This window comes from Pseudomonas sp. WS 5027, assembly GCF_012985695.1.
GTDB classification, from domain to species: Bacteria; Pseudomonadota; Gammaproteobacteria; order Pseudomonadales; family Pseudomonadaceae; genus Aquipseudomonas; species Aquipseudomonas hygromyciniae.
The window spans coordinates 149,800-159,250 of sequence record NZ_JAAQWU010000015.1 but is presented as its reverse complement, the minus strand read 5'-3'; the positions used below and the strand labels follow the sequence as shown (position 1 = coordinate 159,250).

At 52.0% G+C, this 9,451-nt stretch carries 10 protein-coding genes; 3 read left to right on the top strand and 7 right to left on the bottom strand.

The window, feature by feature from the left end; genetic code table 11:
* The first annotated feature begins 188 nt into the window (after positions 1-188).
* Positions 189-737 carry a GIY-YIG nuclease family protein gene (locus tag HBO09_RS19285; RefSeq protein ID WP_262381285.1) on the top strand — a complete coding sequence of 183 codons (549 nt, stop codon included), beginning with the start codon at positions 189-191 and terminating at the stop codon, positions 735-737.
* A gap of 175 nt (positions 738-912) precedes the next feature.
* On the opposite strand, the gene HBO09_RS19280 is transcribed toward HBO09_RS19285, so the two are convergent.
* The 4 genes from HBO09_RS19280 to HBO09_RS19265 all read right to left on the bottom strand — a co-directional run bounded on the left by HBO09_RS19280 (position 913) and on the right by HBO09_RS19265 (position 4,521).
* Positions 913-1,485 carry an SHOCT domain-containing protein gene (locus HBO09_RS19280; protein ID WP_169996306.1) on the bottom strand — a complete coding sequence of 191 codons (573 nt, stop codon included), beginning with the start codon at positions 1,483-1,485 and terminating at the stop codon, positions 913-915.
* 256 nt (positions 1,486-1,741) lie between these two features.
* Entirely contained in the window at positions 1,742-2,191 is a 450-nt protein-coding gene (locus HBO09_RS19275) for a phosphate-starvation-inducible PsiE family protein (protein ID WP_153351264.1), read from the bottom strand.
* 55 nt (positions 2,192-2,246) lie between these two features.
* Positions 2,247-3,923, bottom strand: a complete 1,677-nt coding sequence (locus tag HBO09_RS19270; RefSeq protein ID WP_169996304.1) for a trypsin-like peptidase domain-containing protein — start codon at positions 3,921-3,923, stop codon at positions 2,247-2,249.
* Positions 3,924-4,149: 226 nt separating this feature from the next.
* Positions 4,150-4,521, bottom strand: coding sequence for a phosphate-starvation-inducible PsiE family protein (locus tag HBO09_RS19265; protein ID WP_169996302.1), 372 nt, complete (start codon positions 4,519-4,521; stop codon positions 4,150-4,152).
* A 410-nt stretch (positions 4,522-4,931) separates the two neighbouring features.
* Here HBO09_RS19265 and HBO09_RS19260 point away from each other — a divergent pair, with 410 nt between their 5' ends.
* Complete coding sequence (locus HBO09_RS19260) at positions 4,932-5,192, top strand: YebG family protein (protein WP_003188807.1); 261 nt, start codon at positions 4,932-4,934, stop codon at positions 5,190-5,192.
* 53 nt (positions 5,193-5,245) lie between these two features.
* Here HBO09_RS19260 and HBO09_RS19255 read toward each other — a convergent pair whose 3' ends face one another.
* Complete coding sequence (locus HBO09_RS19255) at positions 5,246-6,265, bottom strand: Glu/Leu/Phe/Val dehydrogenase (protein ID WP_169996300.1); 1,020 nt, start codon at positions 6,263-6,265, stop codon at positions 5,246-5,248.
* A 185-nt stretch (positions 6,266-6,450) separates the two neighbouring features.
* On the opposite strand from HBO09_RS19255, the gene HBO09_RS19250 reads away from it, so the two are divergent.
* Positions 6,451-7,254: a transglutaminase family protein gene (locus HBO09_RS19250; RefSeq protein WP_169996298.1), complete on the top strand. Its 804-nt coding sequence runs from the start codon at positions 6,451-6,453 to the stop codon at positions 7,252-7,254.
* Between the two features lie 82 nt (positions 7,255-7,336).
* Here the strand turns inward: HBO09_RS19250 and HBO09_RS19245 are convergent, their stop codons facing one another.
* Together HBO09_RS19245 and maiA are read right to left on the bottom strand one after the other, a co-directional pair.
* Positions 7,337-8,695 carry an aromatic acid/H+ symport family MFS transporter gene (locus tag HBO09_RS19245; RefSeq protein WP_169996296.1) on the bottom strand — a complete coding sequence of 453 codons (1,359 nt, stop codon included), beginning with the start codon at positions 8,693-8,695 and terminating at the stop codon, positions 7,337-7,339.
* A gap of 113 nt (positions 8,696-8,808) precedes the next feature.
* Positions 8,809-9,444 carry a maleylacetoacetate isomerase gene (maiA, locus tag HBO09_RS19240; RefSeq protein ID WP_169996294.1) on the bottom strand — a complete coding sequence of 212 codons (636 nt, stop codon included), beginning with the start codon at positions 9,442-9,444 and terminating at the stop codon, positions 8,809-8,811.
* Between the last annotated feature and the right edge of the window lie 7 nt (positions 9,445-9,451).

The window sequence follows — 9,451 nt, the reverse complement described above, 5'->3', positions numbered from 1 at the left end:
AGTTCGGCCTTTTCTTCGGGGCTAAGCGTAATGTCCAGTGCGCTCACCTGAAACTCTCCAAGGGAGGAATGACACCTGAAGTGTAGGTGAAAAATTAGAAAATTTATTTCGCGAACAGCACACTAGCTGGCGTTTACGACTCGCTAAAAGCCTGTGAAATGAAGGGTGTGAAGGAGAATCGTGAATACGTGTACGACTACCGCCGAGTTCCAGAATTCGCAGAGCTTGATGGACGCTTGATTCTCGACTACACCAAGCCACGGGCTAATTATCTCTATCTCGAGACGTGCCTGAAAAGCATGGTAGTTTCCTCGATTCTTGAAAAACCAATGACAGTCGGCAAATTCCCCGGATTCAAAGAGGTGGACGTTAGCCATCGCGAACTGAAAATTATTGTTAATCAGAGTCTCGAATCTTGGCAAACGGCGCTGTCGAGCGTGGCAGGTGTGTATCTCATCTCAGACAGAACAGATGGTGAACACCAGCTTTATGTGGGCTCTGCCACTGGCACAGGAGGATTGTGGGATAGATGGGCCACGTACTCGAAAAATGGACACGGTGAAAACAAACGCATTCGCGAACTTCACAAAACGCGTGGTGAAAACTTCGCAGAAAACTTTAGATTCAGCATTTTAGAAATTGCCGACAAGCACACAGGCACGGAAGAAATGATGCTCAAAGAAATCCATTGGAAGCGCAGACTATTAACTAGGGATAGTGGATTGAACGGAAACTGAACCACTTAAAACTCTAACTTATTTTGGAAAAAATTAAGAAAATCCGCCCCACACTAAAGACTTTTCCAAAAAACCGAACTACTCGTAAATAAAATATTCAAAACAACAACCTTGAAGAGTGTTTTAGCTAACACACCTAGAAGCCCACCAGGCAGGCGGGCTCTAGCTGAATTATTCATTCCCTATGCAGAAGCTTCTTGCGAGCGTCATTGAATTCCTGTTCAGAGATATGCCCATCCTCTTTCAACTTCGCCCACTTTATCAACTCATCCGCAACAGAGAAAGATTTCAGGCGTTCACCTTTGATGATATCTATTTCAGCTTCTTTATTCTTAGCTTTACTAGAAAATACACCATTTAGCTCAACCCACCCTTTATGTGCAGCAAGTGGTTCAAAAAGAAGCTTTGTAAGTGAAAATTTATAACCAAAAAAAATCGCCGCAACGATGGAAAAACTCTGCATCAGCTCAGCCGCATAACGGCTTTGATATGAATTGGACTTATCCCAAGTCATGGCGTTCCACGCAACGACACCAGCGCAAATTAAAAAACCAATCCACATGTAAATTGCTGCACCACGAACAGCCATATCGACATATGAAAAGTCTTTATTTCTACGAAGCATGATAAAGCCTATTATCAAGAACAAAATAGGCAGTATCCCCACGAAAAATAGCGTAGGAATCATGAGAAGGATAAATAGCAAAATTTTGCCATGTTCAGCGCTTGATAGCGGTGTATTACTCATTGGAAAAACCCCATTAGTGAACCAATCTTAATTATGCTGTGCAGATTAGCATCCTGACAAGAAAGAAAATTTAACTACTTTCAATATTGCACTCCATATGCGCCCACCTTGAGGCCTCTTATATAACTATTAAATTTTCAACCTCTACCTTCACTGCCTGCCACAATCAAGCATCTAAAAACCCATAAACATAAGTAACTAAATTCAATAACTCACTCCGCAAAGTCCTTTTTAAAGCTCGCATACATTTTAAAATTCAACTATCCACCTTATCTCTAACAGATGGAAATTTAGAAGATGAGAACCTAACTACCAGAATGGAAAATGCCAAAAGCAATACACCGCCACAAACGTAGATAATCCCAAGGTCTGGCGCGTTGTGATGAGAGACGTCGCTAATCAAAAGCCTAATCAATGCTGTAACTCCGATATACAGCAAAAACCGCAAAGGCATGTGATTTGTTCTAAAATAAATTCCGCTCATCGCTAACAGTTCTAGGTAGATGAAAAGCAGCAATATATCATCAATACTTATTTTTTCCTGCCCAAGCATTCCAATAAAAGCGCTAATTGCAGCCCACACCGTAATTGCTGCAATGCCAAACAGAGCTAAGTAATGAAAAGCTTCGACGACCAAATTCCCAATTGAATCAGCCCCACTGTGAAGGTTCTTGCGCAGCCGTTCCGCCCATTTAATATCTGTCATAAAATCATTGCCTCTTGTAAATAAAGCATTCAGAATTTGCTTTATCATATAATAATCATGCAAGAGCTTGTTCATTAGCCGCTACGACCAAATCCTGGAGTACCTTTTTCAACTCTGAAATGCAGACAAAACGGCTATGGTCATTGAAGCCCCCACCATCATTCCCACTAGTAACAACCCCAATCAAGTCACCATCATCATTTAAAGCTGGCCCTCCGCTATTACCAGAATAAAGTTCCTTATCTATTTGGCAAAACGTCACAGCAGATATAGCAAATTTATTACGAACGGATACTTTTTGGCGCCCTACATGGGTAGCACCAAGTTTATCATTGGGAAATCCTAAAATATCCACCCCATCGCCAATATCAGCAATGGTTTCAGACATATCAAAGTACGGCAAAATCGCCAAAGCAGGCTCTACAATTTTTAAAACAGCCAAATCCCTATTGTCGTCACAGACAATGACGGAAGCCTTATATACTTCTCCGCGTTTCGACACGCGACACAAACTTATATCGTTAGCGATGCCCCCTTTCAGCTTGACTACATGCGCACAGGTTATTATGTAACCTCCTTTTATTGCGAATCCAGTTCCTTGAGAACAGTCAAACTCTTCAGCAGTGGATAACTCTGATTCTATTACCCAGCACCTTTCATCGTACCACTTACTATATCGCCTAGACTCAAGACCACGGACACTTTTAGATTTACCCAGAGGAACCTTGTAATCTATCTCCAAAAGATTAAATTTCTTTGCCAGCCGTTTATATACAACGCTATCCACGGTGACAACTTGCTTAATAAACAGCAAGCGACCTTGGAGATGCGCGTCTAACATTACGGAAGAATCTTTTACTTTACTCTTAAATTTTTCTCGAGCAAGAGTAAGCCCATCAGTTGAAATGGAGTGAATCATTGCACTCGTCTTGCGGATATATTGCCTATCAACATTAACTTTTTTATTTACAACCAGCCCAGTAACTACCTGGCGTTCGTATCGACCTTGCAACCTAACTTTAGACTCATTTATTTTGAATCCCGATCTTAGAATAATCGACTCCAATGCTTGACCAGTTTGGCATTGATAATGATTATGTAAACCATCGCTCTTGACTGTCTCTACAATATCTTCCGAAATAAATTGCAGATTGTCGTAAAACGAAAAGCTAATATCATCCGCATATCTGCTATATTCTGCCCTATGCGCCTTGGCCAAACTTAATAGCTGTCGGTCCATAGAGCTACAGACCATATTAGATAAAATAGGAGAGCAAGGTGAGCCTTGCGGCAGGAATCCATGCACGGTAGCTAAATGCGCAATTACAGTCGCCACACTTGGTTGTAAAGCGTAAGGCTTGGCAATTAGCAAACCTCTGACGCGAGCAAATGTAATAGTAGTAAAAAAATCTTCCAAATCAATATTGAGCACAAACTTTTTACGTGTATGGCTTTTGGCGTTAGTAACTATGGACCTATCTTTTACAAAAGCATTAACCTGTTTTTTGGAAACATACACACCTTCAAGAAGCAATTTTAAACGGCGCTGCAAAGTTTTCAGCCTTTCTTCAGGCGACATTATTTTGCGCTTTCCACCGCTCTTTTTATCTATTTCAAACGTGGAGTAATAGGCAGAAGTATTTGGTTTATAATAAAAATGCTTTATTTTTATATAGCTCGTACCTAACAAGCTAGCAAGTCCATCGACACTCAAAGTCGAGTCTAGTTTCAAAATGCATCCCTCGCCTGCGTTTCACCCTATAGACTCATAGGTATCATCGTAAAGCCAATGGAACCACTGGCTGTTGCTTCTAGCATTGCTGAATCGGGTCGCATTTGAACAACCCAGTTTAATCGTAGGCAAGGGATGCACGGCGAGGCTACCGGTAACAACCCCCTTACGCAATAGCTGAAAGCCATCATGCGTGCATAGCCCGTGTTGAGCCTGTAACAAAAATTTACCGAGCCGATATCGTATGGCACGGGTTAGCCTTTGAGCTTCGCCTATGCAAGCAAAAACCTAGAATGAGCAGGGCTTTCGGTCGTTTGTCGTCCGAAATAAAAATGTTAGTAACGTATACCTTCGTCTTGAAATAGATCCCCACCATGGCGCCCAGCTCCAGGTAGATAAACAGCAGCAGGATGTCATCCACGCTGATGCCGCCTTTTTGCAACATGTCGATAAAGGTCATTATTGCCGCATAGGCGGTGATTGCACCGATACCAAAAAGCGCCAGATAGTGAAACGCCTCCACTGCCAGGTTGCCTAGGGAATCTGCGTTCGCGTGCAGGCTTTTGCGCACTTTGTCGGCCCACTTCATTTCTGTCATTACTCACCACCACTGTTTAAAAAATAGCCAACCCGGCCAACACCTGCCTCGTGCCTCACGGCGGATCGGATAATGCCCGTTCGGCGTGACGATAGTTAGGCATGCAGAAAAAAGGCCAGGGATTGCAGAGTGAGATGATGGCGGGTTGATATGAGGCACTTCAATCAATTGAATGACGCTAACAACAGAAAAACTCAAAGCTAATACCGATGGGTGAATCGTCATTGGTAAGCGCCGCTGCGCGTCGTAACCGCAGCGTGAAGTAAGCGTTTTCTCTAGTGGCAACCTGCCATTTCCCGACTACATTAAAAAGCTGCTACCCAAACCCCCTGGATTGGCTTATCCTTTTAGCTGTATATAAATACAGTAGTCGCAATAGACAACTATCGTGAAGGCATGTGAGGTGGTGAATGGCCGTCGAAGTGGTATACCGCAGCAGCCGAGATCTGGAGCGTTTGTTCATGGATAAAGCCGAAGCTGACCGTCATGACAAGATGCTTGAACTCGCTGAGTTGCTCGCAGAAGTGTTGCAAAAAGCCGTGCCGTCCCTGAGTGAGCAGCAGGTGGAGGAAGCCGGGATCTACATGGCGAAGAATCGCGATGTGTTTGCCAAGGCGTTCAAGAGCCAGCCGGACGCGTTGTCCGAACTGCTGAACCCGGCGGCGGAATAAAGCCCGAATTGAACAGGCCCTGAATCGATGATTCAGGGCCTTTTTAATAAGTGCTAGGCGTACAACAGGCGCTCGGCCAGTTCATCGGCCACTCGGGCGGGTGAGCGTTTTTCGGCTTGGGCGTGGCCGAAGATTTCGGTCAGGCGGGTGCCTATGTTGGACAGGTGTGCGGTGATGGTCGCCAGGTCCGCGCCACTATGCTTGAGGGCGACGTAGATCAGGCCACCGGAGTTGATCACATAGTCCGGCGCGTAGAGGATGCCGCGCGCTTCCAATTGGTCAGCCACTGGCAGGTGGGTCAGTTGCGCGCTGGCCGAGCCGGCCACGGCAGCACAGCGCAGTTGGGCGACGCTCTGGCGATTGAGCACCGCGCCCAGGCCGCAGGGCGCGAGGATGTCGCATGGGGTGCTGAGTAAGGCGTCGTTGGCAATCGGGTGGGCGCCCAGTTGCTCCATGGCCAGTTGCACTTTGCCAGGGTCGATATCGCTGACCAGTAACTCAGCGCCAGCGGCGTGCAGTTGTTCGGCCAGGGCGTAGCCGACGTTGCCCAGGCCCTGGATTGCCACACGCAGGCCTTCCAGGTTGTCGCTGCCCAGGCGGGCCATGGCGGCGGTGCGGATGCCGGCGAATACGCCCATGGCCGCATGGGGCGACGGGTCGCCGGCGGCAGTGGTGCTGGTGACAAAACGTGTGTGCTGGGCGATGCAGTCCATATCGGCCACGGAGGTGCCGCTGTCGATGGCGGTGATGTAGCGGCCATCAAGTTGCTCGATACATCGGCCGAAGGCTTCGAACAGCGCGGCGCGGCTTTCCACATGGGCGGGACGGATGATCACCGCGTTGCCGCCGCCCACTGGCAAGCCGGCCAGCGCGGCTTTGTAGCTCATGCCCTGGGCCAGGCGTGCGGCGTCGGCCACAGCGCTTTCGTCGTCGGGATAGGCCAGGTAGCGACAGCCACCAAGGGCCGGCCCCAGGCGACTGCTGTGAATGGCAATGACCGCCTTCAACCCGGTCACCGGGTCAACGCTCAGGTGTAGGGATTCAAGGCGGGTGCTGTGCATGAGAGCAAACATCGTCAAGCTCCCGAATGACTACTTGTAGTCGCCAAGTATAGGCCGCCGGGAAAAGGTTGCCGGAGCGAGCAGGAATAAGCAGCCCGTAATTACGGGATTTGCGACATAACCAAGTAGGCCTGGTCCTAAGAAACTGGACGAAAGTTCTCGGCAAGGCTAAAACGGGACATCCGACGGAGAATGCAATGAATCCCCGCCAAGCCTTTTTCGACTGTCTGCACCGCTCGCCTCCGGCGCTCTTCGAAGCCGCCTTATGGATCGCCGCCGAGCATGACCCTGCTGTGGAGCCACGGGTGATCCTGGCTGACTTCGCGGTGCTGCATCAGCAGGTCAGCCTTGGCATGCCGCTGCTGCCGGCCGATGAGTTGGGCCAGCCGTTGCTGCGGATAATGAATGACCTGGGGTTCGCCCAGGATGACTTTACCCCCTTGCGCCCCGCCGCCGCACTGTTGGACAAGGTGTTGCAGCGCCGACGCGGGCAACCCCTGGCCCTGGGCCTGATTGCCCTGGAGTTGGCGCGGCGCCTGGAGATTCCCATGGTTGGGGTCAACTTTCCGGGGCACTTCCTGCTACGGGTGAGCGGTGCCGATCATTTACTCGATCCTTGTGGCGGGCGGCGGCTGTACCCCAACGACTGCCGCGAATTGCTGCAACGTCAGTACGGCCCCAATCTCAAGCTGCAAGCCGAACACTTGCGCAGCGCCGAGCCGCGGCTGATCCTGCAACGGCTGTCGCGAAACCTGCGGCAACTGCACGTGGCCAATGACAATCACCTGGCTGCGCTGATCGATGCCGAACGGGTGCTGGAACTGGGCGACGCCAATGCCGCTGACTATCTGGCGCGGGCCAGTCTGTACAAGCACCTGGATTGCCCGAATGCCGAGCGCTTCGATCTTGAGCATGCGCTGTTGCTCAGTGAAGACCCGGTGCAGCGGCTGCGCCTGACTGAACGCCTGGGCCACCTGCCACCTGGCGCGGTGGTGCATTGAAGGGGGCCGACCGTTAAACCGCGTCGCCCCCATCCCAGCCTCGCCGGGGCTCGACAGCTCCCCCAGGTAAGCATGGTGCTCTTCAGGTTTTGAGGATATCGCCACGCAGTGAATCTTTTGGCGTCGTGGCCCCGGGCGAACGCACCTGAATGATCAACAACGCAGCAATCACCGCCGGAATCGCGCAGAAGAAGAAAATCTGCTGCACCGGGACATGCATCGCCAGCAGCATGCTGCCAAACAGCGGCCCCAGGATCGAACCAAAGCGCCCGACACCCAACGCCCACCCCGTGCCCGTGGCCCGCACATGGGCTGGATAGAAGTTGCTGGCGAACGCATTGAGGGTCAACTGGCCGCCGATGATGCAAAAGCCCGCCGCAAATACAAACGCCACCAGGTAATGCGGGTTGTCGTGATTGAGCCCTAGCAGAATCGTGCACACCGCTGCGGCCGCCAGCACAGCCGAGAGCAAGCGCACTTTGCTTTTCAGGCGGTCGGCAAACCAGGCCATGCCAATCGCGCCCAAGGTGCCGGCGAACAGGAACATAGAGGTCACCAGGTTGGCTTTATTCATGGCCATGCCACTTTCCAGCAACAGTGACGGCAACCAACTGATCATGAAATACAGCAGGATCAGGCTGACGAAAAAGGTCGACCAAATCAGCAACGTCGGCCGCGCATAGCCGTTGCGAAACAACTCCACCACCGTCAGCTTGCTGCCCTGCTCCTGGCGACTCTGTTCTTCGCTGGCCGCCGGTGCCTGCCAGCCGGGCAGCATGCGCGCCGTGACTTTTTGCAGGCGCGCATAGGGCGGCGCATCGCGCAACAAACGTGGTAAGGACTCAGGCAGCAGCCATGCCAGAAACGGGAACAGCAGCAATGGCGTCACGCCACCCGCGAGGAACACCGCCTGCCAGCCGAAGCTGTCGATAAAGCCCGCCGCGACAAAGCCACCCGCCGCCCCGCCGAAAGAAAAACCACACGCCGCCAACGTCACCATCAAGGTGCGCATGCGCGGTGGCGAATACTCCGACATCAAGGCCATGGCACTGGGCATCGCGCCGCCCATGCCAATACCGCAGATAAAACGCGCGACCATCAGCGTTTCGAGGGAAATGGCGAACACCATCAACACCGTGAGACTGGCGTAGATCAGCACGCAAGCGAGCAAAATGCGGCGCACGCCGAAGCGATCCGCCAAGGGCGTCACCGCCAGGGAGCCAAGGGTCAACCCCAGCAGGTTGGCACTGAATACTGGGCCGAAGGCGGCTTTTTCCAGGCCCCAGTCCTGGGCAAGTGCCGGCACTACATAACCCAGCACCTGGGCATCGTAGCCATCGGTCACCAGCAACAACGCCAACAACAGAAGAATCAACCACTGATAGCGCGACACCGGACGGGCGTCGAGTGCCGCGCGAAAGCTGGCAATCTGATTGTGCATCGCAAGGTACCTATTTTATTTTTATGGGGTATCACTTGTGGGAGCTGGCTTGCCTGCGATGGCGGTGTGTCAGTCAACACCGCCATCGCAGGCAAGCCAGCTCCCACATTGATCTAGGGGGTGTCAGGCTGGTTGGAGGGGTGGGCCTGGATGAAGGCGGGATGTTTGGCTGCCAAGGCCGCGACACGCAGGATCCGTGGGTAGCTGTCCAGCGCCACCTTGAAGCGCTCCGCCGCGTACAACTGAGGGATCAGGAAGGTATCCGCCAAGCCAGGCTGCTCGCCAAAGCAGTAACCCTGGTCGCCGATCAATTGCTCGACGGCGCCCAGGCCCTGGCTGATCCAATGCCCGATCCATTCCAGCAGTTGCTCCTCGTCATGCCCCCACTGGCGCAACAGGTTCTGGGTGCTGGAGTTGTGCAGCGGGTGAATATCACAGCCGATGATCGCGGCCACCGCGCGCTCGTGGGCGCGGGTCGCCAGGTCCTCGGCCAGCAGCGCGGGCTGTGGATAACGTTCATCCAGGTACTCGATGATCGCCAGCGACTGGATCAGCAGCTCGCCCTCATCGGTGCGCAAGGCCGGGACCCGGCCTTGTGGGTTGATCGCCAGGTACTCGGGCTGGCGATTGGCGCCGCCCTTGGGTACCAGCAGGTTGACCGGCAGCGCGGTGAACGCCAGGCCCTTGAGTGCCAGCGCGATGCGCACCCGATAGGACGCCGTGGAACGGTAGTAGGTATAGAGTTCCATGCCCCTG

Excerpts from the sequence above, each read along its gene's own strand:
- maiA (WP_169996294.1), bottom strand. The coding sequence starts at position 9,444 with ATGGAACTCTATACCTACTACCGTTCCACGGCGTCCTATCGGGTGCGC.
- HBO09_RS19260 (WP_003188807.1), top strand. The coding sequence starts at position 4,932 with ATGGCCGTCGAAGTGGTATACCGCAGCAGCCGAGATCTGGAGCGTTTG.
- HBO09_RS19265 (WP_169996302.1), bottom strand. The coding sequence starts at position 4,521 with ATGACAGAAATGAAGTGGGCCGACAAAGTGCGCAAAAGCCTGCACGCG.
- HBO09_RS19280 (WP_169996306.1), bottom strand. The coding sequence starts at position 1,485 with ATGAGTAATACACCGCTATCAAGCGCTGAACATGGCAAAATTTTGCTA.
- HBO09_RS19245 (WP_169996296.1), bottom strand. The coding sequence starts at position 8,695 with ATGCACAATCAGATTGCCAGCTTTCGCGCGGCACTCGACGCCCGTCCG.
- HBO09_RS19250 (WP_169996298.1), top strand. The coding sequence starts at position 6,451 with ATGAATCCCCGCCAAGCCTTTTTCGACTGTCTGCACCGCTCGCCTCCG.
- HBO09_RS19275 (WP_153351264.1), bottom strand. The coding sequence starts at position 2,191 with ATGACAGATATTAAATGGGCGGAACGGCTGCGCAAGAACCTTCACAGT.
- HBO09_RS19255 (WP_169996300.1), bottom strand. The coding sequence starts at position 6,265 with ATGTTTGCTCTCATGCACAGCACCCGCCTTGAATCCCTACACCTGAGC.